Source organism: Parapusillimonas granuli (assembly GCF_013416525.1).
Classification (GTDB): Bacteria; Pseudomonadota; Gammaproteobacteria; order Burkholderiales; family Burkholderiaceae_B; genus Parapusillimonas; species Parapusillimonas granuli.
In genome coordinates, this window is sequence record NZ_JACCEM010000004.1 from 435,071 (window position 1) to 459,017 (window position 23,947).

The following is a 23,947-nucleotide window of genomic DNA, read 5'->3' on the forward strand; positions in this document are numbered from 1 at the left end:
CACAGCCCGCCGGCCGGCATCAAGCCACGCTTTCGCTCGCCGCCTCGCTTTCCGAATAATCCCCAACCGGCGGGCAAGAGCACATCAGGTTCCTGTCCCCGTAGGCATTGTCCACCCGGGCAACCGGCGGCCAATACTTGTTGTCGCGCAAGCCCGCCACGGGATAAGCCGCCGCCTCGCGCGTGTAGTCGTGATGCCATTGGCTCACCAACAGCATCTGCGCCGTGTGCGGAGCGTTCTTCAGCACATTGTCTTCCGCGTCCTTCTCGCCGCGCTCCACCTGCGCGATTTCCTCGCGGATGGCGATCATCGCATCGATGAAGCGGTCCAGCTCGGCCAGGCCTTCGGATTCCGTCGGCTCCACCATCAGCGTGCCCGCCACCGGAAAGCTCATGGTGGGCGCGTGGAAGCCATAGTCCATCAGCCGCTTGGCGATGTCCTCCGCCGTGATGCCGCAAGCGTCCTTGATGGGGCGCACGTCCAGGATGCACTCGTGCGCCACGCGCCCGTTCGGGCCCGCGTACAGAATGGGATAGTGGTCCCGCAGGCGGGCGGCGACGTAGTTGGCATTGAGTATGGCCGTTTCCGTCGCGGCCAGCAGGCCTTCCGCGCCCATCAGCGTGATGTACATGTAGGAAATCGGCAGCACGCTGGCCGAACCGTAGGGCGCGGCCGACACGGGGCCCACTTGCGCTCCCGGCGGCAGCTGGCCGGACTCGTCCAGCACGGCGGGCAGGTAGGGCGCCAGATGGGCGCGCACGGCAACCGGGCCGACGCCCGGGCCGCCGCCGCCATGCGGAATGCAGAAAGTCTTGTGCAGGTTCAGGTGCGAGACGTCCGAACCGAACTTGCCGGGCTGGGCCAGCCCGACCATCGCGTTCATGTTGGCGCCGTCCAGGTAGACCTGGCCGCCCGCATCATGGACGAGGGCGCAGATTTCCGTCACGGCCGTCTCGAAGACGCCGTGCGTGGAAGGATAGGTGATCATCAAGGCCGCCAGGCGGTCGCCGACCTTGGCGATCTTGGCCTTCAGGTCCTCGACGTCGACGTTGCCGTCATCGTCGGAAGCCACGACGACGACCTCCATGCCCGCCAGCTGCGCCGACGCGGGATTGGTGCCGTGCGCGGACGCGGGAATCAGGCAGACGTCGCGCTGGTGCTGGCCGTTGGCGCGGTGATAGCCGCGTATGGCCAGCAGGCCGGCGTATTCGCCCTGCGCGCCCGAATTGGGCTGCAGGCTGATGGAATCGTAGCCGGTGATTTCGCACAGGGCGGCGGACAGGCGGTCGATCAGTTCTTTGTAGCCCCGGGCCTGCTCGGCCGGCGCGTAGGGATGCATGTTGCCGAATTCCGGCCAGGTGATGGGGATCATTTCGGCCGTGGCGTTCAGCTTCATGGTGCAGGAGCCCAGCGGAATCATCGTGCGGTCCAGCGCCAGGTCCTTGTCGGCCAGGCTGCGCAGATAGCGCAGCATGTCGGTTTCCGAACGGATGCGCGAGAAGATCGGATGCGAAAGTATGGGCGACTGGCGCAGCAGGCCCGCGGGAATGCCGTGCGCCGCCGGCAGGCTGCGACCGGCGGGCGGGTTCCAGCTGCCGCCCACGCCGGCGGCGAACACGCCCAGCAGGGCGTCCAGGTCGGCGACCGTAACGGTTTCGTCCAGCGAGACCGCAAGCCGGGTGTCGCCGACCACGCGCAGGTTGATGCACGCCGCCCTGGCCGCCTTGACGATGGCCGCGGTATGCGCGCCGGTGTCCAGCAGCAGGGTGTCGAAGAAATGTTCGTTGACGGCGGCGACGCCCATGCCCGCCAGCGCGTCGCGCAGATAGGCGGTCAGGTAGGCGACGCGTTCGGCGATGCGCTTGATGCCCGCGGGGCCGTGCCAGACGGCATACATGCCGGCCATCACGGCCAGCAGGACCTGGGCCGTGCAGATGTTGGACGTGGCCTTTTCGCGGCGGATGTGCTGTTCGCGGGTTTGCAGCGCCAGGCGCAGCGCGGGCGCGCCCTGGCTGTCTTTGGAGACGCCCACCAGGCGGCCGGGCATGTTGCGCTTGAAGGCGTCCTTGCAGGCCATGAAGCCGGCGTGCGGCCCGCCGTAGCCGAGCGGCACGCCGAAGCGCTGCGCCGAACCGACGGCGATGTCGGCGCCCCATTCCCCAGGCGGCGCCAGCAGCGCCAAGGCAAGGAGGTCGGTGGCCACCGCCACGACGGCGCCCTGGCCGTGCGCGGCCTGCGCCAGCGCGCGGTAGTCGGCCACGCCGCCCAGGCTGTGCGGATACTGCAGCAGCACGCCGAAGCACTCGGGCAGGCCTTGCGCTTCGTCGCCCACCACGACGTCGATGTCCAGCCCGCCGGCGCGCGTCCGGATGACTTCCAGGGTCTGGGGATGGCAATGCCGGGATACGAAAAACACCTTGCTCTTGGAACGCGAACCGCGCCGCGCCAAGGTCATGGCTTCGGCCGCGGCCGTGCCCTCGTCCAGCAAAGACGCGTTGGCGATGTCCAGCCCGGTCAGGTCGGCGACCATGGTCTGGTAATTCAGCAAGGCCTCCAGCCGGCCCTGGGAGATCTCGGGCTGGTAAGGCGTGTACGCCGTGTACCAGGCGGGGTTTTCCAGGATGTTGCGCAGGACGACGTTGGGCACGTGCGTGCCGTAGTAGCCCTGGCCGATATAGTTGCGGAACATCTGGTTGCGCCCCGCGATTTCCTTGAGCTCGGCCAGCGCGTCGGCCTCGCCGCGCGCGGCCGGCAGATTCAGCGCGCCCCGTTTCAGGATGCTGGCCGGCACGACTTCGGAAATCAGGGAATGGAGATCGGGCGCGCCGATGGCCTCCAGCATTTTCGCCTGATCGGCCGGGGATGGGCCCAGATGCCTGGGGATGAAATCGGAATGGGGATCAAGTTCACGCAACATAGTCGACCTAAGCAAAAACGGGTTCGCGGCGGATAAACGGCATCAGTCGTTGGAAAGCGCCTGGTAGCCGGCGGCATCGAGCAGGCCTTCGATATCGGCCATGTTCTCGGGCTTGAGCTTGTAGATCCAGGTATCGAAGGCGGCTTCGTTGATGAGGTTGGGCTGGTCGTTCAGCGCCTCGTTGAACTCCACGACTTCGCCGTTCACCGGTGCGTAGATGTCGGACGCGGCCTTGACCGATTCCACGACGCCGGCGGTTTCGCCGGCCGAGAGATGCGCGCCCGTGTGGACGTCGCCGACGAACACCAGGTCGCCCAGCTGGTCTTGCGCGGCGTCGGTGATGCCCACGAGCAGCAGCTCGCCTTCGGGCTTGACCCATTCGTGGGAGGAAGTGTATTTGCGATCGGTGGGAAGAGACATGTTTTACCCCGCTGGTATTGGATGTGCGTGTTTAGGATTTGAATCAGGCAATCACTTTGCCGTTGCGTACGAAAGGCATTTTTACCACTTCGGCGGGCAGCCATTTGCCCCGGATCTCGACCTGGACGGCGTCGCCGGGCTGGACGCCCGCCGGAACCCGCGCCATGCCTATGGAAACGCCCATGGTCGGCGACATGGAACCGCTGGTGAGCTCGCCGTCTCCCTTGTCGCTGCGCACCTTCATGTGGCTGCGCATGACGCCGCGCTCCAGCAGCTTCAGGCCGACCAGGCAGCGGTCGACCTTGGCGGCCTCGAGCGCGTCGCGCCCGATGAAAGCGCGGTTCGGATCCTTGAAAGAGACCGTCCAGGCAAGGCCCGAGACCAGCGGATCGACCTGTTCGTCCATTTCCTGGCCATACAGATTCATGCCGGCTTCCAGACGCAAGGTGTCGCGCGCGCCCAGGCCGCAGGGGCGGACGCCCAGCGCGGCGAGGTCGCGCCAAAGGGCCTCGACCTGGCCGGCGGGCAGCACGATCTCGAATCCGTCTTCGCCGGTGTAGCCGGTGCGGGCCACCAGCGCGCCGTCCGGCATCGCCGCGCCGGTGAAGGGCTGGAGTCCGGCCGTGGCGGCCTTCCAGGCGGGACGCGCGGCCCATACGCGTTCACGCGCATTCGGGCCTTGAACCGCCAGCATGGCGAGGTCGCGGCGCGGCAGCACCTGCGCGTCGAAGCCGCCCGACTGGGCCACGCCCTGCATCCAGGCCACGTCCTTGTCGGCCGTGCCGGCATTGACCACCACGCGCCAGTCGTCCGGGCCGAAGAAATAGACGATCAGGTCGTCGATGACGCCGCCCTCCGGGTTCAGCATGCAGGAATACAGCGCCTTGCCCGGCACCGTGAGCTTGGCGACATCGTTCGCGAGCAGGCGCTGCAGATAAGCCTTGGCCCCCGCGCCCTTGACGTCGACGTTGAGCATGTGGGATACGTCGAACATGCCGGCATCCCGGCGCACGGCGTGGTGTTCCTCGAGCTGTGACCCATAGGCCACGGGCATGTCCCAGCCGCCGAAATCGACCATTTTGGCGCCGGCTTCGAGGTGGACTGCGTGCAGGGGGGTTTGCTTAAGGGTGGAAGACATGGAGGCTCCGGGTGACGGGAAAACGACGTAAGCCAACAACACGCTGGCCGGCATCGCCCTTCTGTCCTTTTGCCTGAGAGTTGCCCCCTGATCACGGGGTGTTCACCTTCGGCGCCCGGGCCGGGCTGGTAAGCGGTGGCCTGAGTCTCTCCAGAATGCTGCCATGCCTGGCCTGGGGCCGGGGCAATACACGAGCGGTACGGGGTGCCTGAGCGATTCTGGGCGAATTGCGCCTTCGGCGGCCGGGAAAGGCGCTCTCCCGCTCCATGTAACAACAGCAGCCCGTAAGAATAACTCGAAAGCGGCTGAATTCAAAGCGATTTCTTCCGGCGGCGGCCCCGGGGCCGGGCCGCCCATCATACCTCTAGCGCCCGCCCGCAAGCCACGCCCGAGGCCCAGGCCCACTGGAAGTTGTAGCCCCCCAGCCAGCCGGTGACGTCGACCGCTTCGCCGATGAAGTACAGGCCCGGCACGGCGCGCGCCTCCATGGTTTTCTGATTCAGGCCGCGCGTGTCCACCCCGCCGCGCATGACCTCGGCCTTTTTGTAGCCGGCCGTGCCGCTGGGCACGAGCGCCCAGTCGTGGATGCGCGAGGCCAGACGGCGCAGCGTCTTGTCCGGCACGTCGGCCAGGCGGCGCGCAGCCAGGTCGGGCGCCTCCGGGTCCAGCGTGGCGAGCAGCTGCTCCGCCAGCCGCTTGGGCCACAGCCCGGCCAGCGCCGTGCCCAGCTGCTGCCGGCTGCCCGGCTTGGCGTCCAGCAGGCCGCGCTCCAGGTCGCGCCCGTGGGCCAGATCGATGTGTATGGCCTCACCGGGATTCCAGTAGCTGGAAATCTGCAGGATCGCCGGACCCGACAGGCCCCGATGGGTGAACAGCAAGTCCTCGATGAACACGGCGGGAGCCGGGCCGCGCCGCTTGCCGGGCGCCGCCTTGCCGCCTTCGCTTGCGCAGCGCACCGAGACTTCCAGCGCCACGCCGCTCAGCTCGGCGAACGGCGCCCAGGACGCCGGATCGAAAGTCAGGGGAACCAGCGCGGGGCGAGGCTCCACCACTTTCAAGCCGAACCGGCGCGCAACGCCCAGCGCGAAATCCGTCGCCCCCAGTTGCGGGATCGCCATCCCGCCCGTGGCCAGGACCAGCCGCCGCGCCGCGATGGGGCCCTGGTCGGTGGCCAGGCGAAACCCGTCCGCATCGCGCATGACCTCGCGCACAGCGCAAGGCATGCGCCAGGATACCTGGCCGGCATCGCATTCGCGCCGCAGCATGTCGATGATGGCTTCGCTGGACTCATCGCAGAACAGCTGGCCGCGATGCTTCTCGTGCCAGGCGATGCCGTGCCTGCGCACCAGGTCCAGGAAGTCGCGCGGCGTGTAGGCCGACAATGCCGAGCGGCAGAAGTCGGGATTCTGGGAAATGAAGTTGGCGGGCGTGGCGCCGATATTGGTGAAATTGCAGCGCCCGCCGCCCGAGATCCGTATCTTTTCGGCCAGCCGGCGCGCATGGTCGACCAGCACCACGCGCAGGCCGCGCTGGCCCGCGACGGCGGCCGCCATCATGCCGGCCGCTCCCGCGCCGATCACGGCGACGTCGAACATCGCGCCGGCCGCCTCAGTCTTCCTTGATGCAGTCCACGTAATAGCGTTCCTTGCCGTCCGGGCCGATGTCCTGCGCCAGGCCGTGCACATAGGTCTCGAAACCCGGGAACTTGGCGTTGAACTCGCGGGCGAACTGCAGGTAGTTGACGATGCGCTGGTTGAAACGCTCGCCGGGGATCAGCAAGGGGATGCCCGGGGGATAAGGCGTGAGCAGCACCCCGGTGACCCGCCCTTCCAGCTCGTCGATGCTGACGCGCTCGGCCTCGCGGTGCGCCATCTTGGCGTAGGCGTCCGACGGCTTCATGGCGGGCACCATGTCGCTCAGGTAGACCTCGGTGGTCAGCCGGGCGAGGTCATACTTGCGGTAGGCCTCGTGGATCTGCTGGCACAGCGTGCGCAAGCCCATTTTCTCGTAGCGGGGGTGCTCCTTGCAAAAATCGGGCAGGATGCGCCACATGGGCTGGTTGCGGTCGTAGTCGTCCTTGAACTGCTGCAAGGCCGTCAGCAGGGTGTTCCAGCGGCCCTTGGTGATGCCGATGGTGAACAGGATGAAAAACGAGTACAGGCCGGTCTTTTCGATGACGACGCCGTGCTCGGCCAGGTATTTGGACACCAGCGCGGCGGGTATCCCCGTTTCGGCGAAGGTGCCGGAGATGTCCAGCCCCGGGGTCACCACGGTGGCCTTGATGGGGTCCAGCATGTTGAAGTCTTCGGCCAGGTCGCCAAAACCGTGCCATTCGTCGCCGGACTGCAGCACCCAGTCGTCGCGGTTCCCGATGCCGTCGGAGACCAGCCGGTTCGGCCCCCACACCTTGAACCACCAGTCGTTCTTGCCGAACTCGGATTCCACCTTGCGCATCGCGCGGCGGAAGTCCATGGCTTCGCTGATGCTTTCCTCGACCAGCGCCGTGCCGCCCGGGGGCTCCATCATCGCCGCCGCCACGTCACAGGACGCGATGATGGCGTACTGGGGCGAGGTGGAGGTGTGCATGAGATAGGCTTCGTTGAACACATTGCGGTCCAGCCGGCGGGTTTCGGAGTCCTGCACGGTGATCTGCGATGCCTGCGACAGCCCGGCCAGCAGCTTGTGCGTGGAGTGCGTCGCGAAAATCATGGCGTCCCGGCTGCGCGGGCGGTTCTCGCCGATGGCGTGCATGTCTTTGTAGAAGTCATGGAACGCCGCGTGCGGCAGCCAGGCCTCGTCGAAATGCAGGGTGTCGACTTCGGAACCGAGCTTTTCCTTGATCATCTCCACGTTGTAGATCACGCCGTCATAGGTGCTCTGCGTGAGCGTCAGGATGCGGGGGCGCTTGTCTTTCGCATTGCGGGCGAAAGGATTGGCCTCGATTTTCCTGCGGATGTTCTCGGGGTCGAATTCGTCCAGCGGAATGGGGCCGATGATGCCCAGGTGGTTGCGGGTGGGCCGCAGGAACACCGGGATCGCGCCCGTCATGGTGATGGCGTGCAGAATCGACTTGTGGCAGTTGCGGTCCACGACCACGACGTCGTCGGACGCCACGTTGGCGTGCCACACGATCTTGTTCGACGTGGACGTGCCGTTGGTCACGAAAAAGCAGTGGTCCGCATGGAAAATGCGCGCGGCGTTGAGCTCGGATTCGGCGACCGGGCCGGTGTGGTCCAGCAGCTGGCCCAGCTCGTCGACGGCATTGCAGACGTCGGCGCGCAGCATGTTCTCGCCGAAGAACTGGTGGAACATCTGCCCGACCGGGCTCTTCAGGAAGGCCACTCCGCCCGAGTGCCCCGGGCAGTGCCAGGAATAGGAGCCGTCCGAGGCGTACTTCACGAGCTCGCGGAAGAACGGGGGCGCCAGGCCGTCCAGGTAGGCGCGCGCCTCGCGGATGATGTGCCGCGCCACGAATTCGGGCGTGTCCTCGAACATGTGGATGAAGCCGTGCAGCTCGCGCAGGATGTCGTTGGGGATGTGCTGCGAGGTACGCGTCTCACCGTACAGGTAGATGGGGATTTCCGCGTTGCGGAAGCGCAGTTCGCCGATGAAGGAACGCAGGTTCTTGATGGCGTTGGCCACGTCTTCGGGCGAATCGACGTCGAATTCCTCATCGTCGATCGACAGAATGAATGCGCTGGCGCGGCTTTGCTGCTGCGCGAACGAGCTCAGGTCGCCATAGCTGGTGACGCCCAGCACTTCGACGCCTTCGGCCTCGATCGCCGCCGCCAGCGCCCGGATACCGAATCCCGACGCATTCTCGGAGCGGTAGTCTTCATCGATGATGACGATGGGAAAACGAAATTTCATTGGGTGGTGCTCCCTGGAGCGTGATCATCCGAAACGGACGGACGGAGACTGCCGGCAAGCCTGGTGCCCGCCGGCGTCAACAAGAGATCAGGTGCGGGGCAGGGTGACGCCCTGCTGTCCCTGGTATTTGCCGCCCCGGTCCCGATACGAGGTCTCGCAGACCTCGTCGCTTTCGAAGAACAGCATTTGCGCGCAGCCTTCGCCGGCATAGATCTTGGCCGGCAGCGGCGTGGTGTTGGAAAACTCCAGCGTGACGTGGCCTTCCCATTCCGGTTCGAGCGGCGTGACGTTGACGATGATGCCGCAACGGGCGTAGGTGCTCTTGCCCAGGCAGACGGTCAGGATGCTGCGTGGAATGCGGAAGTACTCGACCGTGCGGGCCAGCGCGAAGGAGTTGGGCGGAATGATGCAGACGTCGCCCTTGAAGTCCACGAAGGACTTTTCGTCGAAGGCCTTGGGGTCGACGATGGTGGAATTGATGTTGGTGAAAATCTTGAACTCGTCGGCGCAGCGCACGTCGTAGCCGTAGCTGCTGGTGCCGTAACTGACGATGCGCTTGCCGTCGACGGAGCGGACCTGCCCCGGCTCGAACGGCTCTATCATGCCACCCCCGGCGGTGCGCCGGATCCAACGATCACTCTTTATGCTCATGGCCTTTACCTTATGACATTGGCGCGTATTTTATCGCCACCACGTGATCGTGCATGGGGTGATACATAAAAACCGCTCAATTCCTTGAAAACCAGCGATACACCAGGGCCAGGCCGTTCACCGTGCCGGCCGTCAGCTCGGCCGTCAGGCCGCGGGCCAGTTGATAGCTGACGCGCCCCACCGTGCCCGTATCGGACAAGGCCTGCTGGATGCTGACCGTGAAGCCGCGCGACAGCTGCTTGCTGACCTGCACGAACTTGCGCTCGATGTCGCTGGTGCCGCTGTCCAGCCCGCTGACCACGCTCTCGACGGGCAGGATGCTGCCCGCCGCGCCCAGCTCGCCCGAACGCATGCTGACTTCGTCGATGCCGAACTTGCGATAGAAGGGCTCGCCGTCGCCCAGGAAGGAACTGCCCACCGAGAACAGCAGGGCCACGTCGCCGCCGCCATTGTCGGGCCCGTGGCCGAAGAGCAGCCAGGACAATTTCTCGATCTCGCTGACCGCGGGGTAGGATACCAGGTCGATGCGCGGCCGCTTGGCCGTGCCCGCCACCCGGACGCCCGCCTCGACGGCCAGGCCGGTGCGCAAGGCCTCGATGTCCAGCACCGGGCTCGTGATGTCGCCCTGGAAGGTGATGGTGCCCCGGCGCAGCTGCAGGCGCTGGCCGTAGGTCTCGATGGCGCCGCCGCGCGTGCGCAGAGCGCCGATGCCGCTCAGCCGGCCCTCGGCCATGATGACCCGCAGCTGGCCTACCAGGCCGGAGTTGACGCCGTATCCGGTCAGGTAGAAGCGCGGCCCCAGGTCTACCTCGACGTCCATGGAGACCTCCATGGGCGCGCTGGGCTCCTGCCGCTTCTGGCCGGGCCGGATGACCACCACGTCGCCGTCCACGGTGGGGATGCCGCCCAGCATGTCCAGGTCGAACCAGCCCGCGTCGGCGGTGAGCTTGCCGGTGATCGAGATCTTGGGCAGCTCGGCGTTCAGGACCAGCTTGCCGCTCATCATGGCGTAGCGGTCGGAACGCTGCAGGATGGGATAGCGGTACAAGTCCACCTCGATCGTCCCGCGCGACTGCAGCAGGTTCCAATCGCCGCTGATGTCCAGGCTTCCGCCCTTGGCGCCGGGATTGCTGCTCACCCATTCGGCGGTGCGCCATTCCTTGGGCGTCACGCGCAGCAGCGCCGGGAAACTGAGCGTGTCCAGCACCACGCGCTCGCCGTCCAGGCGGGCCTTCAGGGTGCCGTCCAGCAGGCGGATGCCGTCGTCGATCCGGATCACGCGCAGCTTCTGTCCCGTTATGTCGCCCTTGCTGTTCCAGCCGCCGTCGGGCCGGCTTTCCAGATCGACCCGCGCCTGGACCGCCCCGCCCAGCTCCATGGCGTCGCCCAGGAAGACGCTGGTCCAGCCCAGGTCGTCGATGTCCGCATCGATGCGCACCCGCTTGACGTCCTTCGGCTCCATCCGCATGCCGCCGCCGGGCGTCGCATGCAGCAAGGTCGTTGCCGTGGCCGCGACACGGCCCATTTTCTCCGTCCGGACCTTCAGGTCGGCGGTGATGCGGCTGACGGCCTCGCCCTCCCGCTTGGCGGCGAGGTCCAGCGTCAAGTCGTCCAGGCCCAGGGGAAAGGGCGGCTCGGCCGGCACCATGACGTCGCCGGAGATGCGCCGGACCTGGGCGCGGCCCTGCAAGGCGCCGTCGAACTTCAGGTCCCAGCCCAGGGCCAATACGATCTCAGAGGCTTTGCGGGCCTGAGCCCGGCGCAGCGACACCCCGCCCCGGTCGTTTTCCTCTTTTTTCTGCAGGTCGAATTTTTCGGTGATCTGGGTGACGAGCCGGGGCGTCAGGGCCAGGCGGCCGATGTCGCCGCGCGTCTCCCAGTGTGTGCCGCGGCCGCGTGAGGCGCCGTGCGCCAGCGTGAAGACCGTGGAGCCGGACAGCAGGAAGTCGACCCGGGTCTCGCCCAGCTGCCATTGCCAGTCGGGCGCCTGCGCCTGGGGCGCCAGGGACGCCTTCGCCGGCGTCCGGAGCTGAACGCCCAGGTCCGCGTGGTCGATGCGCAAGCTGCGCAGCGTGCCGGTCCAGCCCTGGACCGGAGGATTTTCGGCCGCGCCTTCCGCCGCCGTTTCCGCCGCGCTTTTCAGCTCGCCCCAGCCGCCTTCGAGGACGACGTGGGCGTCCACCGGCGCCGAACCCACTTCCCGCGGCTTGCTGTCGGCGGGCGTGTATTGCGCGCGCAGATCGGCCTTGTGCGCCTCCATCGATCCGCCCACTTCGCCCTTGACCTGGGCGCCGCCGGGAAGGCCGGGCCAGAACGCCGCCAGCGCGGGCGCCTGGACGTCCAGCGCGATGCGCGACTCGTTCGCTCCCAGCGCTCCTTGGCTTTTCACATGATTCTTGCCCAGCCGCAGGTCGACATCCAGCTCGGGCAGCAGGAAGGCCCGCCAGTCCAGGCCGGCCGCGGCCGGGGCATCCGGAGCCCGCCGAGCCGATGCGTCTGCAGGCTGGGCCGGAGCGCCGGCGGCCGGCGCTGCGGCACCGGCGTGCGCCAGCCGCGCCTTGACGTGGCCGGACAAGGGCTGCTTGTTCCAGACGGAACCCTGGCCGACGTCCAGCGCAAGGCTCGCCGCGCGCAAATCGCCGTGATCGCGCAGATCGGCGTCGAAACGCGCGGCCAAGGTCAGCACCGCATCGGGGATCGCCGGCCCGACCAGCCGGCCCACGTTCAGCCGGTCGACGTCCAGGCTGCCTTCCACCCGGTCCTGGATGGCGCCATCCGCCACACCGGTCCGCCAGTCCACCCGGCCCCGCAAGGAGGATCCGTCCGCCAGCCGCAACTGCGCCACGGCGTCCTTGAGCGGGAAAGGCGCGAGCGGCGCCAGATTCAGGTCCGCATCCAGGCCCATGTCCTGGCCGGAACCCTTCAACACGACGTGCAGCGCGTCCAGGCTGCCTTTGGCCGTGGTCTCTATTTCGAGCGCGCAGCCCGGCGCAGGCGGCTCCCCCGGCGCGCCCTCCTCCGCGGCCGGCAGGGTCGGCACGAAACGGCGCGCGCACAGCGGCGAATCCTCGATCAGGCCGCGCGCCTTCGTGACGATGCGCGCCTCCAGCGGCCAGGGATCACGCAGCGCCAGCGCATGGACCTCGCCCTCGAAGTCCGCCTCGAGCTGCTGGTGGCCGATGTTCAGGCTTTCGATGAACAGGCGCGCATCGTCGCCGTCCAGATAGGCCGACACGGCAAGATCGCCAACGGCGACCGGCAATGGCTCGCCGTCCCGGCGCAGATCGAGACTGCCCAGCGCGAGCCGGTCTATCGCCACGCGCAAGGGCAGCGCGGGCATCCGGAAGGGCTCGGTGGACGGTTCTTCCTCGCCGCCGGCCAGCTCCACCTTCACCGCGTCCGCCGCCAATTCCCGCACATGCAGCCTGCGATCCAGCAGTTCCTGCCAGGTTGCACGCAGCCGCAGCCCGTCCAGGGACACGCTCAGGTCGGGCAGCGACAAGGAAAAATGATCGACGTCCAGCCCGCGCAGGACGGAGCCGCGGACGCCGCGCACTTCGCCGTCGAACTGCTGGGCCGCCGTGACCAGCGCCCAGCGCGTCCCCGCCGTGGACGCCAGCACCCAATACAGGAAGCCCCCGACCACCATCAGCAGCACGATGATCACGGGTCCCAGCCAGATGCTCAGTGTGCGCAGCCACTTCATCGTGATGCTCAAAATGCGATGCCCAAGGAAAAATGCAGCCGCAACCGCTTGTCGCGCTGGCCATAGGCCAGGTCGACGAAGAAGGGCCCCGCGGGCGTGCGCACGGCCAGGCCGGCGCCATAGCCGACGTGCATCTTCATTCGCCCGAACGATTCCGCCGCGTCGCCGGCGTCGATGAAGACATTCATGCCAAACATGTCGGTAAAGTAATGCGTGTATTCCACGCTCGCGACGGCCAGCGCGGGGGCGCCGATCACCGCGTCCCCGCGCGGCAGGCCGATGCTCTGGTAGCGATAGCCGCGGATGGAGCGCCCGCCCCCGGTCCGATACCCGAAATCCTGGGGCAGCCTGTCGGTCCGGGACCACACTTTGCCCACTTCGCCGCGCAGCGTGAGCACGTCGCGCGGCCCGATCGGCCACCACTGCTGGGCCCGCAGGCTGGTCCGGTAGAAGGGCTCGCCCTTGTCCAGGGTGAGCCCCGCCCCCAATCCGAAGTCCACGAGATTGCCCTCACGCGGATCATACTTCTTGTCCACGTCGCGCCGCAGCCACTGCCAGGTGCCCACCAGCGTCGGCACTTCGAAGCCGGGCGCGCCGCTGATGCGGGTGCGGTCATGGGCCGCGACGAGGCCCCATTGCGTTTCGTATTCGACGCGGCTGTCGCCCGCGGCCTTGCGCTCCTGGCGCCGCTTCCAGCCCAGTCCCACGCGCCGGTTGTCCAGCCCTTCGATGTCGGAATGCTCGAACAGCACGCCCACGCTGTCTTTGTAGCCCTTGTAGGTGGGCGGCAGGTGCACGTCGAAGAAGGCGCGCTGCCGGTCCTTGTCGATGCCCGCCCCGGTCTCTATCGAGACCGCGCGGCCGAACACCACGTTCTGCCGGTACAGGCCTTCCACCCGCAGGCCGTGGTCGCTGTCCACGCCGATGGACGTGGTGACGCGGCGCGCCGGCGCTTCCGATACCTGGACGCGCAGCGGCAATTCCACTTCCTCGCCGGGCAGTTCCCTGCGCGTCGCGGCATCCGGATCCAGGGTGACGAAGGCGCCGCGAAAGAACTCGGTGGTCTGCAGCGCCTGCTGCCAGTCGTCCAGCCGATCCTGGTCGTAGGGGTCGCCCGGCTCGTACCGGACATAGCGCTCGATGAGATCCCGCGGCACGCGCTTCAGGCCGATCACTTTCAAGGGGCCCATGCGCACTCGGGGCCCGCTTTCCACCTCGACCGACAGGTCGGCCTTGGCCGATTCGGCGTCCACGGTGGCCTGGCTATGGGACAAGCGCGCGAAATAGAAATCCTTGCGGCTGACGCCGTCCAGCAGCCCCGCCTTGGCGCCGCTCCAATCCGAATTGATGAACGGCCGGCCTTCTTTCAGCGGCCATTGCTCGCGCAGGCTCTCGATGCGGCCGCTGAATTCGGGGCGCGTGATCTGCCCTTTGAAATCCAGGGCGACTTCGCTCACGTGGGTGATGGGCCCGGGCTCGATCGTGATGTCCCAGGATTCGCCCGCGAAATCCTCGCCGACTTCGAGCGTGACGCGCGGCGAGAAATACCCCTGGGTTTCCAGGGCGGACAGCGTCGCTTCATGGGCCCGGCGCCGCAAGCGCGAGACTTCGCCCCCGTCCTGGTCTTCCGCCAGGCGGGTAATGGCCTCCACCGCGCCGTTGATGGCCGAGAGGGCCGCCGGCGGCACACCGCCGGGATCGATGATCACTTCCGGGCGATCGGCCCGCGCCTGGAAGGCAACACCCAGGAATATCGACAGACAAGCCGCGCCTACCCTCATTCAGTCACGTCTTCCTGGCAACGACCGTGGGAATCTTGCCGGACATGTCGCGCGGCAGCGAAGCGACATTGACGGCCATGCGCTGCGCGATTTCATGGTAGGCGGCGGCGGCCTCGCCGTTGGGTTCGGCCACCACCGTGGGCCTGCCGGAATCGGTTTGGGTGCGGATGCTGAGCTGCAAAGGCAGGGAGCCCAGCCAGGGCAGGTTCTGTTCCGCGGCCAGGTTGCGCCCGCCGTGCTCGCCGAAAATGGGCTCGGCATGGCCGCAGTTGGTGCAGATGTGCACCGACATGTTCTCGACGATGCCCAGCACCGGCACATTCACCTTCTGGAACATCTTCAGGCCCTTCAAGGCGTCGGCGAGCGCCAGGTCCTGCGGGGTGGTGACGATGACCGCGCCGGTGAGAGGGACTTTCTGCGCCAGCGTCAGCGCGATGTCGCCGGTACCGGGGGGCATGTCGACGATCAGGTAGTCCAGGTCGGACCAGGCGGTGAGCGTGACCAGTTGCAGCAGGGCCTGGGTGGCCATGGGGCCGCGCCAGATGGCGGGCGCGTCGCTGTCGATCAGGAAGCCGATGGAATTGGCCTGCAGGCCGTGGCCGGTCAGCGGTTCCATGCGCTTGTCGTCCAGGATGCGGGGGCGGCCGGACAGCCCGAGCATGATGGGGACGCTGGGCCCGTAGATGTCGGCGTCGACCAGGCCCACGCGCGCGCCCTGGGCCGCAAGCGCCAGGGCCACGTTCACCGCCGTGGTGCTCTTGCCCACGCCGCCCTTGCCCGACGCCACCGCAATGATGTTGCGCACGCCGGGCAAGGGCCGCAGGCCTTGCTGTACCGCGTGGGTCTCCACCTTGCTGACCATTTTGAGCGCCCCCAGCTTGGCGCCGAAGCGGGCCAGAGCCGTTTCAATACGTTTCCTCAATTCCTCTTCCCCATTGTGCAATGGATAACCGAGGGGTACAGTGATACTTGCAGTATCGCCCTCGATCTCGATTCCGGTATTCTTGGCCGTGACCGGCAACTTTTTCTTCGTGCCGGGGTCTGTGACTTCAGACAGCGCGGAAAGCACCTGTTCAGGATTTAAGCTCATATCGATAGGCCCTTGCGTCAAAATTGCATCAAGCCTTAAGAATAGCGGATTGAGGGAATTATTTTCCCCGAAAGGGGTCTACGTAAACAAGATGAATACATTTAATCAAATTATCCGTGGCGTGCTGTTTTTCGTGCTGGCGATCTTCGGCATGATCATGGCATTCGTTTTCATGGTTTCCACCGCCATCGCCGTGGCCATCCTGTACGTCGTCGCCCGCGTCAAGGGGCGTCCGTTCGGTGTACGGGCCTACTGGGAAGAGCGCCGCCGCCCCGCCGGTGGCAAGGCCGCGTTCAACACCAAAGACGTCACGGATGTCGAAATGCGGGAAATCCCCTAACGGGGCGCAATGCCCGCCTATCATACCCCCAGCGCGCCGCGCAATAGGCGGCGCGTAAACGAAACTTAACAATTACACACCGCTGGAAGCAGCGCCGGGCCGGCGCCGGGCTCCGCAGGGGTCCGCCCATCATGGACCCGGTTCAAGCAAGGTGTCTGGGAAAGCCCTAAAATCGCCTTTCATCCCTCCCGTTCACCTCTTGAATCTTCTTTCACATGTCGCGCACGATTTTTGTCACCACGGCACTGCCATACGCCAACGGCTCGTTTCATATCGGTCACATCATGGAATACATCCAGGCTGATATCTGGGTACGGTCGATGCGAATGTCGGGCCACACCGTGCATTTCGTGGGCGCCGACGACGCCCACGGCGCGCCCATCATGCTGAAAGCCGAAAGCGAGGGCATCACTCCCCAGGCGCTGGTGGCGCGCTATGCCGCCGAACGCCCGCAATACCTGAACGGCTTCCACATCGAGTTCGACCACTGGCATTCCACCGACACGCCTGAAAACATAGAGCTCTCGCAAGGCATCTATCGCCGCCTCAAGGCGGCGGGCTTCATCGAAACCCGGACCATCGAGCAATTCTACGATCCGGTCAAAGGCATGTTCCTGCCCGACCGCTACATCAAGGGCGAATGCCCGCGCTGCCATGCCAAGGACCAGTACGGCGACTCCTGCGAAGCCTGTAGCGCCGTCTATGCGCCCACCGAGCTGATCAACCCGTATTCCACGCTGACCCAGGCAACGCCGGTGCTCAAGTCGTCGGAACACTTTTTCTTCAAGCTGTCGGACCCGCGCTGCGTGGCCTTCCTGCAGGACTGGACCACCGGCGCCAATCGCAGCGGCGGCAAGCGCCTGCAGGCGGAGGTCCTGGCCAAGACCCGCGAATGGCTCGGCACCGACGGCGAAGCCAAGCTGGCCGACTGGGACATCTCGCGCGATGAGCCCTATTTCGGCATTCCCATCCCGGACGCGCCGGGCAAGTATTTCTATGTGTGGCTGGACGCGCCGGTGGGCTACCTGGCATCGCTCAAGGCCTATTGCAATAAAAAAGGCCTGGATTTCGACGCGCTGCTGGATCCCCAAGGCGACACCGAGCAATTCCACTTCATCGGCAAGGACATCGTGTACTTCCACGCCTTGTTCTGGCCGGCGATGCTGCGGTTCTCCGGCCTGAAGACGCCCGACGGCCTGCACGTGCATGGTTTCATCACCGTCAGCGGCGAGAAAATGTCCAAGAGCCGCGGCACCGGCATCTCGCCGCTGCGCTACCTGGAAATCGGCATGAATCCGGAATGGCTGCGCTACTACATCGCCGCCAAGCTCAATTCGCACGTCGAAGACCTGGACTTCAACCCCGATGACTTCATCGCCCGCGTCAACAGCGACCTCATCGGCAAGTACGTGAACATCGCCAGCCGCGCGGCCAACTTCATCAGCAAGCATTTCGACGGCAGGCTCGCCTATCTGGGCGACACCCAGGCGCTTGCCCGGGAACTGGCGCAAGTCGCCGACAAGGTCCGCCAGGATTTCGAGAACCGGGAATACGGCCGCGCCATCCGGCAGATCATGGCCCACGCCGACGTCATCAACCAGGCCTTCGACGCGGCTCAGCCCTGGGTCATGGCCAAGGGCATAAGCACCGCCACCGAAGATCAAAAGGCCGCGCTGCAAGACGTCTGCTCGCGCGCCCTGGCCGGCTTCAAGGCGCTTTCCGTCATGCTGGCCCCCGTGCTGCCCGTCCTGTCCGCCAGGGTGGCAACAGACCTGTTCGGCGCCGGCGCCGCCTATCAATGGCCCGACGCCACGGCCCTGCCCCAGCGCATCGCGCCCTTCAAGCACCTGATGCAGCGCGTGGAACCCAAGATGCTGGACGACCTCTTCGAGCCGCCCGCCGAACCCGTACCCATGCCCGGCGGCGAAGCGCTGGCGGAAACCATAGACATCAAGGACTTCGCCAAGGTCGACCTGCGCATCGCGCGCATCGTCGACTGCCAGGAAGTCGACGGCTCGGACAAGCTGCTGCGCCTGACGCTGGACGTCGGCGAAGGCCGGCACCGCCAGGTGTTCTCGGGCATCAAGTCCTCGTATTCGCCCACCGACCTGAAAGACAAGCTGACCGTCGTCGTGGCGAATCTGGCGCCGCGCAAAATGCGTTTCGGCCTGTCCGAGGGCATGGTGCTGGCGGCCAGCCACAACGATGAAAGCGTCGACGCCGGCATCTACATCCTGCAACCCTGGCCCGGAGCCCGGCCGGGCATGCGCATCAGTTAGCCGGACACCGGCACAGTGGACACGATACGCGTCGACCCCGATCGCCAGGCGGCCGGATACCGCAGCACCATGGTCAGCGTCCTGGTCAATGTGCTGCTGACCGCGGTGCAGTTTTCCGTCGGCCTGTTCGCCCACTCGCAGGCGCTGGTGGCCGACGCCCTGCATTCTCTGTCCGATCTGCTTTCGGACGGCGTCGTCCTGTTTGCCAACCGGCATAGCCAGAAAGCGCCCGACGCCGAGCATCCCTACGGCCATCACCGCTTCGAGACCGCGGCCTCCCTGGCCGTCGGCGCCATGCTGCTGGCGGTGGGCGCGGGCATGCTGTGGTCCAGCTTCACCACGCTGCAAACGCCCGCCGACATTCCCGAAGTGCACGGCATCGCGCTGGCCATCGCCCTGCTCACCCTGCTCGGCAAAGAACTCCTGTTCCGCTATCTGCTACGGGTGGCGCGGCGCGTGCGCTCGTCCATGCTGGCCGCCAACGCCTGGCACGCCCGGTCGGACGCCGCTTCCTCCCTGGTCGTGGCCATCGGCATCGTCGCGAATCTCGCCGGCTTCCATCTCGCCGATCCGCTGGCCGCCCTCGTCGTCGGCCTGATGATCATACGCATGGGCTGGAAGTTCTTCTACAGCGCCTTCAACGACTTGACCGACGCGGCGGTCGACGACCAGACCGAGGAAAGAATACGGCGGCACCTGATCACCACGCCCGGCGTGCACAATGTGCACGGCCTGAAGACCCGCAAGATGGGCGACATGATCTGGGTCGAAGTGGACCTGGAAATGGACGGCCGGCTGACCATAGAAGAAGGCCACGCCATCGCCGTCGAGGCGCGCCGGCGCGTCATGGAGCACGAGCCCGTGCTGGACGTCACCACGCATTTCGATCCCGTCAGGATAGACCCGGTCGGGATAGACCCGGTCGGGCCAGACCCGGTCGGCGCCGGCGTGGATGAATCCGGCCCCCCGCCGCGCTGAATCAGGCGACGTATTCCAGCACCGTGAAGTAGTGGCAGGCGCTGCCCCCCAGCACGAACAGATGCCACACGCCGTGCCCATAGGCCCATTTTTCGTCCGTGGCGTAGAAGACGATGCCGCCCGTGTAAACCAGGCCGCCCAGCGCCAGCCAGCGAAAGCCTTCCCAGGTCAGCGCATCGATCAGCGGCACCACCGCGATGAGGGCCAGCCAGCCCATGGCCACATACAGCACCAATGAAAATATGCGCAGGCCGCGGGCGAGCCAGATCTCCTGCACGATGCCCAGCAGGGCCAGGCCCCACACGGTGCCGAACAGCGACCAGCCCCACGCGCCGCGCAGGCTGACCAGCGCAAAAGGCGTATAGCTGCCGGCGATCAATAGATAGATGGCGCAATGGTCGAACTTGCACCAGATGCGCTTGGCGCGGCCGCGCAGGCCGTGATAAAGAGTGGAGGCCAGGTACAGCCACAGCAGCATGGCGCCGTAGATGCTGAAGCTCACGACCTTCCAGGGGTCGCCCGCCAGCGCGCCCTGCACGATCAGGACGACGCCGCCCGCCAGCGCGACCACCGCGCCTGCCAGATGTGTCCAGCTGTTGAAACGTTCGCCTTCAGGCCACATGCATTGCGCTCCGGATGAAATCGATAAAACCTTCACTATGAAGGTATTTTCCGGGTAATAAGCACATGACCACACCGGAAATATGCTTATTCGGTTTTATTCGTTCTGTTCATGAGGGCTTTTCACTAGACTCCAAGGCATCCCCTTTATTCTGAACAGGTATATCGATGAGCCGTCTTACTATCCACACCATAGATACCGCCCCCGAAGCCGCTCGCGAGCGCGTCGAGGCCGCCCACAAAGCCAACGGTTTCCTGCCCAACCTCATCGGTGTATTGGCCAATGCTCCCACCGCCCTGGAGACCTACCAGGTGGTAAGCGCCATCAATGGCCGCAACAGCCTCAGCCCCGCCGAACGCGAGGTCGTCCAGATCACGGCCGCCACGCTCAACGACTGCGGCTTCTGTGTCGCCGGGCACACCAAGCTGTCCCTGAAAAAGCTGCAGATGCCGGAAGCCGTGGTCGATGCGCTGCGCAGGCTCGAAGCCCTCGAGGACCCCAAGCTCGACGCCCTGGCCCGCTTCAGCGTTGCCGTCATCGAGAAAAAAGGCCAGGTGTCCGATGACGACCTGGCCGCGTTCCGCGCCGCCGGCTATGGCGACCAGCAAGCGCTGGAGGTCGTGCTGGGTGTGAGCCTGGCCACCTTGTGCAACTACGCCAACAGCCTGGCGCAAACCCCCATCAATCCCGAACTGCAAGCTTACGCCAATCCCGAGCTCAGCGCATTCGCCTGATCGGCCGATGCCGGCTCTCTTTTCCTTGCGTTGACAGGCCCTAGCCATGACTACGACAAACCAGGCCGATACGCTGATCGGCGCCGTCGCGGCGCTGATCAAGACGGATCTCGCTCCCATTACCTCCGCGGTGGACCAGGAGGGACGCTACCCCATCGAATTCCTGCGCAAGCTGGCCGGCGCCGGCGGCTTCGCGGCGGCCGTGCCCAAGGCCCATGGCGGGCTTGCATTGGGGCTGGGCCCGCAGATCGACGTCATCAGCGAAGTCGGCCGCGAGTGCGGCTCCACCGCCTTCCTCGCATGGTGCCAAAGCACTTGCGCCCTCTACCTGCTCGGTTCGCCGAACGAAGCCGTACGCACGCGCTACCTGCGCGCGGTCGCCACGGGGGAAAGGCTGGCCGGCACCGGCATGTCCAACACCGTCAAGCATCTGGCCGGCATCGAGAACATACACCTGAAGGCGCGGCGGCAAGCCGACGGCTACGTGGTGTCCGGCTCCCTGCCCTGGGTGTCGAATGTCGGAGACTCGCATCTCGCCATCGTCGCGGCGTCGGTCGAGGGCGGCGGCTATGTGATGTTCGCCGCGCATGGCGACGCCGCGGGCGTCAGCCTGCACCCCTGCCCCGATTTCGCCGGGCTGGCGGGCACGCAAACGCTCAATATCCGCATGAAGGACGTCCGCATCCCAAATGAAGACGTGCTCGCGCATCCCGAGCAGTTCCCGGCCTACATGGCTGGCATCAAGCCCGCCTTCGTGCTGGGCCAGCTCGGCATGGGCTTCGGCGTGATCGACGGCTCGCTGCGGATCATACGCGAAAGCAATGTCGCGGGCGCCCACGTCAACCAGTTCCTGGACGACCAGGGCGATGCGCTGGCAAACGAAGCCGCCGCGCTGAAAGCCAGCGCCCGGCGCCTGGCCGCTCAGGCGGACGAAGGCGGCGCCGCCCTGATCGACGTGCTGCGCCTGCGCCTGGCCGCATCGGAGCTCACCTTGCGGGCGGCGAATTCGGCCGTGCTGCATGCCGGCGCGAAAGGCTATCTCATGCGCCACCCGGCGCAGCGCCGCCTGCGCGAAGCAGTGTTCGTGGCCATCGTCACGCCGGCGCTCAAGCATTTGCGCAAGGAAATCCACGCGCTCGAGCAGGCCGCCGCGGAGGCCCAGGCAGCATGAGCCGGCAATGGATGTGCGGCCCTTGCGGCATGATCTACGACGAAGCGGCCGGCATGCCCGAACACGGCATCGCCGCCGGCACCCGCTTCGAAGACATACCCGACGACTGGGTATGCCCCGATTGCGGCGTGACCAAGGCCGACTTCTATCTATTGCCGGACTGACGACATGAATTCCGCAGCGAACGCCATGGCCGCCGCCATTCTGGAGGCCGACGACATCCAGCTGAGCTACCAGCGCCCGGGCGCGGCTCCGCATACGGTGTTGCGCAATTTTTCGCTACGCCTGATGCCGGGCGAAGTCATCGCCGTTCTCGGGCCCAGCGGTGTGGGCAAGTCCTCGCTGCTGCGCGTGCTGGCCGGCTTGCAGCAGGCCGACCGCGGCAGCGTGCGGATCCGGGACGAACCCCTGCGCGGGCCGCATCCGCGCTCCAGCTTCGTCTTCCAGGACCCTTGCCTCCTGCCCTGGCTGACTCTCGAAGAGAACGTGGCGTTCGGCCTGGACTTCAAGCATCAGCCCGACCTGGCCCATGGCGAGAAACCGGCAAGAGTGCATGCGGCCATCGACGAAGTGGGCCTGCGCGGCGCCGGCGGACGCTACCCTGCGGAACTGTCCGGCGGCATGGCCCAGCGCGCCGCGCTTGCGCGCAGCCTGGCCAGGCAGCCGGAGATCCTGCTGCTCGACGAACCGTTCAGCGCGCTGGATGAAATCACCCGCGGCGACATGCAGGCCCTGCTGCAGAAGATCACCGCCCGTCACGGCACGGCGGCCGTCCTGGTCACGCATGACATCGACGAAGCCATGATCCTGGCGGACCGCATCGTGCTGATCGGCGACAGCCCCGGCCGCCGGATAGGCGAATGGGCGATGAGCGCCGAGCATCCCCGAGACCCGCTTTCCCCAGAACTGAGCCGGATACGCCTGGAAATCATGAAGCTGCTGCGCGAGCACCGCCGGGCGGCGCCATCCGAACATGCCCGCAACCCGGCGGCAAGCATCGAAACCGCGGCATAGCGCCGCAGCACCTCCCCAGGAGCATTGCATGACTGACTTCGGCGATTTCAAAGCCACCCGCCAGGCCCGGCGCCAATTCCTGAAATTGTCCGCCCTGTTCTCCGCGGCGGGCGCCCTTCCCCTGCTGCAATCGGCGCAGGCCGCCCGCGCGGCCGAGCCGGACGCCCCGCTGCGCATCGGCTACCTTCCGATCACGGATGCCACGCCGCTGCTGGTCGCCCACCACAACGGGCTGTTCGAGCAGGAAGGCCTGCGCGTGGAAAAGCCGCGGCTCTTTCGCAGCTGGGCGCAAATCGTGGAAGCCTTTCTTGCCGGACAGGTCAATGCCGTGCATCTGCTGTCCCCCATGACCGTATGGGCGCGCTACGGCAGCCGCTCGCCCGCCAAAGTGGTCGCATGGAATCACATGTCGGGCTCGGGCCTGACGGTACAGCCGCACATCGGCCGCATCACCGATCTGGGCGGCACCACCGTCGCCATCCCCTTCTGGTATTCGCTGCACAACATCGTGCTGCAGCACCTGCTCAAAAGCCAGGGCCTGGAGCCGATCAGCGACGGCAATCCCGGCCCGACGCAGGTGAAGCTGGTGGTCATGGCGCCTTCGGACATGGTGCCCGCCCTGGCCAACAAGCAGATCGCGGGCTATACAGTGGCCGAGCCCTTCAATGCCAACGCCGAAGCGCTCAAGGTCGGAAAGATCCTCCGGTTCACCGGCGATGTCTGGAAGGACCATGCCTGCTGCGTCGTGCTGATGCACGAGCAGGACCTGGACCAGCGGCCCGAATGGTCGCAGAAAGTCGTGAACGGCATCGTGCGCGCACAAGCCTGGATACAGGACAATCGCCAGGAAACGGCCCGCATCCTGTCGCGCGACAATCCCCAGAAGTACACGCCGCATACTTACGAAGCCCTGGCCAGCGTCCTGGAACCTGAACGCATGGACGCCGCCCACTACGAAAGCACGGGCGCCATCGTCAACAAGGACTGGAAGGAAAAGCGCATCGACTTCCAGCCGTATCCCTATCCCAGCTATACCGAAGAACTCATCCGCAAGCTCAAGACGACGCTGGTGTCCGGCCAGAACGCCTTCCTGAAGGAGCTGGATCCCGCCTTCGTGGCGCGCGACCTGGTGGACGACCGATATGTGAAGCAGGCCATCCTGGCCAACGGCGGGCCCGCCGCTTTCGGCCTGCCGGACTCGTTCACCCGCGAAGAAACCATCACCCTCTGACACAG

18 protein-coding genes and 2 riboswitches are annotated in these 23,947 nt (G+C 66.2%); of the genes, 8 read left to right on the forward strand and 10 right to left on the reverse strand.

The annotated features are described in order from the left end of the window. Positions 1 to 19 precede the first annotated feature (19 nt). The 9 genes from gcvP to apbC form a co-directional block, all read right to left on the reverse strand. Positions 20 to 2,917 carry an aminomethyl-transferring glycine dehydrogenase gene (gene gcvP, locus H0A72_RS09705; RefSeq protein WP_180154865.1) on the reverse strand — a complete coding sequence of 966 codons (2,898 nt, stop codon included), beginning with the start codon at positions 2,915 to 2,917 and terminating at the stop codon, positions 20 to 22. 42 nt (positions 2,918 to 2,959) lie between these two features. Further along, on the reverse strand, positions 2,960 to 3,337 hold the full coding sequence (gene gcvH, locus H0A72_RS09710) for a glycine cleavage system protein GcvH (protein ID WP_180154866.1): 378 nt from the start codon (positions 3,335 to 3,337) through the stop codon (positions 2,960 to 2,962). Between the two features lie 43 nt (positions 3,338 to 3,380). Further along, positions 3,381 to 4,475 carry a glycine cleavage system aminomethyltransferase GcvT gene (gcvT, locus tag H0A72_RS09715; protein WP_180154867.1) on the reverse strand — a complete coding sequence of 365 codons (1,095 nt, stop codon included), beginning with the start codon at positions 4,473 to 4,475 and terminating at the stop codon, positions 3,381 to 3,383. Positions 4,476 to 4,526: 51 nt separating this feature from the next. Then, positions 4,527 to 4,639, reverse strand: a riboswitch (glycine riboswitch). A gap of 21 nt (positions 4,640 to 4,660) precedes the next feature. After that, positions 4,661 to 4,747, reverse strand: a riboswitch (glycine riboswitch). An 84-nt stretch (positions 4,748 to 4,831) separates the two neighbouring features. Further along, positions 4,832 to 6,070, reverse strand: a complete 1,239-nt coding sequence (locus H0A72_RS09720; RefSeq protein ID WP_180154868.1) for a BaiN/RdsA family NAD(P)/FAD-dependent oxidoreductase — start codon at positions 6,068 to 6,070, stop codon at positions 4,832 to 4,834. A 13-nt stretch (positions 6,071 to 6,083) separates the two neighbouring features. Continuing rightward, positions 6,084 to 8,345 carry an arginine/lysine/ornithine decarboxylase gene (locus H0A72_RS09725; RefSeq protein WP_180154869.1) on the reverse strand — a complete coding sequence of 754 codons (2,262 nt, stop codon included), beginning with the start codon at positions 8,343 to 8,345 and terminating at the stop codon, positions 6,084 to 6,086. A gap of 87 nt (positions 8,346 to 8,432) precedes the next feature. Beyond that, positions 8,433 to 8,996, reverse strand: coding sequence for a dCTP deaminase (dcd, locus tag H0A72_RS09730; RefSeq protein ID WP_180154870.1), 564 nt, complete (start codon positions 8,994 to 8,996; stop codon positions 8,433 to 8,435). Between the two features lie 76 nt (positions 8,997 to 9,072). Continuing rightward, a complete protein-coding gene (locus H0A72_RS09735; RefSeq protein ID WP_180154871.1) occupies positions 9,073 to 12,702 on the reverse strand; it encodes a translocation/assembly module TamB domain-containing protein in 3,630 nt (1,209 codons plus the stop codon). A gap of 8 nt (positions 12,703 to 12,710) precedes the next feature. Further along, positions 12,711 to 14,483, reverse strand: coding sequence for an autotransporter assembly complex protein TamA (locus H0A72_RS09740; RefSeq protein WP_180154872.1), 1,773 nt, complete (start codon positions 14,481 to 14,483; stop codon positions 12,711 to 12,713). A gap of 4 nt (positions 14,484 to 14,487) precedes the next feature. Continuing rightward, positions 14,488 to 15,573, reverse strand: coding sequence for an iron-sulfur cluster carrier protein ApbC (gene apbC / locus H0A72_RS09745; RefSeq protein WP_180154873.1), 1,086 nt, complete (start codon positions 15,571 to 15,573; stop codon positions 14,488 to 14,490). 91 nt (positions 15,574 to 15,664) lie between these two features. Here apbC and H0A72_RS09750 point away from each other — a divergent pair, with 91 nt between their 5' ends. The 3 genes from H0A72_RS09750 to H0A72_RS09760 all read left to right on the forward strand — a co-directional run bounded on the left by H0A72_RS09750 (position 15,665) and on the right by H0A72_RS09760 (position 19,170). Beyond that, the gene (locus H0A72_RS09750) at positions 15,665 to 15,913 is read left to right on the forward strand and encodes a hypothetical protein (protein ID WP_180154874.1); all 249 of its coding nucleotides are present in this window, start codon (positions 15,665 to 15,667) and stop codon (positions 15,911 to 15,913) included. Between the two features lie 215 nt (positions 15,914 to 16,128). After that, positions 16,129 to 18,192, forward strand: a complete 2,064-nt coding sequence (gene metG / locus H0A72_RS09755) for a methionine--tRNA ligase (protein WP_180154875.1) — start codon at positions 16,129 to 16,131, stop codon at positions 18,190 to 18,192. 69 nt (positions 18,193 to 18,261) lie between these two features. After that, positions 18,262 to 19,170 carry a cation diffusion facilitator family transporter gene (locus H0A72_RS09760; protein WP_180154931.1) on the forward strand — a complete coding sequence of 303 codons (909 nt, stop codon included), beginning with the start codon at positions 18,262 to 18,264 and terminating at the stop codon, positions 19,168 to 19,170. A gap of 1 nt (position 19,171) precedes the next feature. On the opposite strand, the gene trhA is transcribed toward H0A72_RS09760, so the two are convergent. Further along, positions 19,172 to 19,792 (reverse strand): PAQR family membrane homeostasis protein TrhA, encoded by a 621-nt coding sequence (gene trhA, locus H0A72_RS09765; protein WP_180154876.1) that lies wholly within the window; start codon positions 19,790 to 19,792, stop codon positions 19,172 to 19,174. Between the two features lie 167 nt (positions 19,793 to 19,959). Here trhA and H0A72_RS09770 point away from each other — a divergent pair, with 167 nt between their 5' ends. From H0A72_RS09770 to H0A72_RS09790, 5 genes are read left to right on the forward strand one after another with little or no spacing between them, the layout of a single operon-like run. Beyond that, positions 19,960 to 20,526, forward strand: coding sequence for a carboxymuconolactone decarboxylase family protein (locus tag H0A72_RS09770; protein ID WP_180154877.1), 567 nt, complete (start codon positions 19,960 to 19,962; stop codon positions 20,524 to 20,526). Positions 20,527 to 20,572: 46 nt separating this feature from the next. Then, positions 20,573 to 21,697: an acyl-CoA dehydrogenase family protein gene (locus H0A72_RS09775; RefSeq protein WP_180154878.1), complete on the forward strand. Its 1,125-nt coding sequence runs from the start codon at positions 20,573 to 20,575 to the stop codon at positions 21,695 to 21,697. After that, complete coding sequence (locus H0A72_RS09780; protein WP_180154879.1) at positions 21,694 to 21,861, forward strand: rubredoxin; 168 nt, start codon at positions 21,694 to 21,696, stop codon at positions 21,859 to 21,861. The genes H0A72_RS09775 and H0A72_RS09780 overlap by 4 nt, the downstream gene beginning before the upstream one ends. 25 nt (positions 21,862 to 21,886) lie before the next feature. Further along, entirely contained in the window at positions 21,887 to 22,711 is an 825-nt protein-coding gene (locus tag H0A72_RS09785; protein WP_180154932.1) for an ABC transporter ATP-binding protein, read from the forward strand. A gap of 28 nt (positions 22,712 to 22,739) precedes the next feature. Next, entirely contained in the window at positions 22,740 to 23,942 is a 1,203-nt protein-coding gene (locus H0A72_RS09790) for an ABC transporter substrate-binding protein (RefSeq protein ID WP_180154880.1), read from the forward strand. The last annotated feature ends 5 nt before the right edge of the window (positions 23,943 to 23,947 follow it).